The sequence below is a fragment of the Dysgonomonas sp. 521 genome (assembly GCF_010501055.1).
Lineage (GTDB): Bacteria > Bacteroidota > Bacteroidia > Bacteroidales > Dysgonomonadaceae > Dysgonomonas.
Genome location: NZ_QVMO01000221.1, coordinates 1 through 1,169, shown reverse-complemented (window position 1 = coordinate 1,169; position 1,169 = coordinate 1). Strand labels below are relative to the sequence as shown.

The following is a 1,169-nucleotide window of genomic DNA, read 5'->3' as shown; positions in this document are numbered from 1 at the left end:
CAGGGCAACCGCATCAAATTTTCAATAGTTTCCTGAGATATTGAGTATCCAACGCAGCTTTATATAGCCTCTTTTTAATACTCAACTTGTCTTTCTGTTCCGAGATAATATGCAATGCCATTTTTCTTAATACTGATAGATTCTGGGAAGCATATCCGGCTCTGGCTCGACATGCATCCTCATTGAAAGTGATATCCAAATGCCAGTGCAACTGATTTTCAATGCTCCAATGGCCTCTGACTATCGAATTAAAATAAGCTGCTTTTGCCTCCTTTTCATCACTGATGTAATATCGAATCTGGGTGGTTACCTTTCCCTGTATTTCTCGCGTAGCCTCTATACGGATGATTGTTTCTAAGTTTTTCCAGGTTTGGAGATTTTCCTCCAGTAGATATTCGTTGGCTGGAAGTATGCTGCATTTACGGGTTTCTATGCGACCATGGCCCGCATCTACTGTCTCATAGGTATCTAAACCACTATGTACTTTGAAGGCACATTCAACGTCTTCGAACAGGGACTTTTGATTGGCTTTCAATGCCAGTAAATAATGTCCTTTCTTCTCCACAATCAGTTCGGCTATCTCACGTTGGGTGCCCATAGCATCAATGGAAACCACCGAGCCTTCTATATCAATATCCTCCAGTACTTGGGGAATAGCAGTTATCTCATTGGACTTGTCATCCACTTTTTCTTGTGCGATACAGAAACGATTTTCGCTTACCCATACGTTCAGTAAATACAATCCTTTGTTTCCACGCGTGGTAGGAGATACCCCACGCTGCTTCTTACCATCTATGACGATTTGTTTTTCGGACAAATCAGACAAAATGGAATGACCATAAGAACGTAGGCAGGATTCCAATTCATCCGGATTAATACTTTTGAACACACGCTCAAAGGTATCTTCCGAAGGAATGCCGTTAGGTAACAACAATAAATCGCCTAACTGTGAACCGCGTTCCAGCCCAAACAGATGCATGTCCTGATAGTCAGAACCACCAGTCAAATAGGTACACAAGCCGATCAATAAGATGTCCGAAAGAAGATGCAAACAACGACCTGTAACTCGAGGGTCTGTAACTTCAGCAAAATAGGGAGAGATGAATCTATTCATGAAGCGAAGATAACATTTCTACAAATTATGATGAAATTTTGATGCGGTTGCCCTG

General features: G+C 41.7%; 1 protein-coding gene. It reads right to left on the bottom strand.

The window, feature by feature from the left end:
- Positions 1-13 precede the first annotated feature (13 nt).
- Positions 14-1,114 (bottom strand): ISAs1 family transposase, encoded by a 1,101-nt coding sequence (locus D0T84_RS22265; RefSeq protein WP_163310107.1) that lies wholly within the window; start codon positions 1,112-1,114, stop codon positions 14-16.
- Between the last annotated feature and the right edge of the window lie 55 nt (positions 1,115-1,169).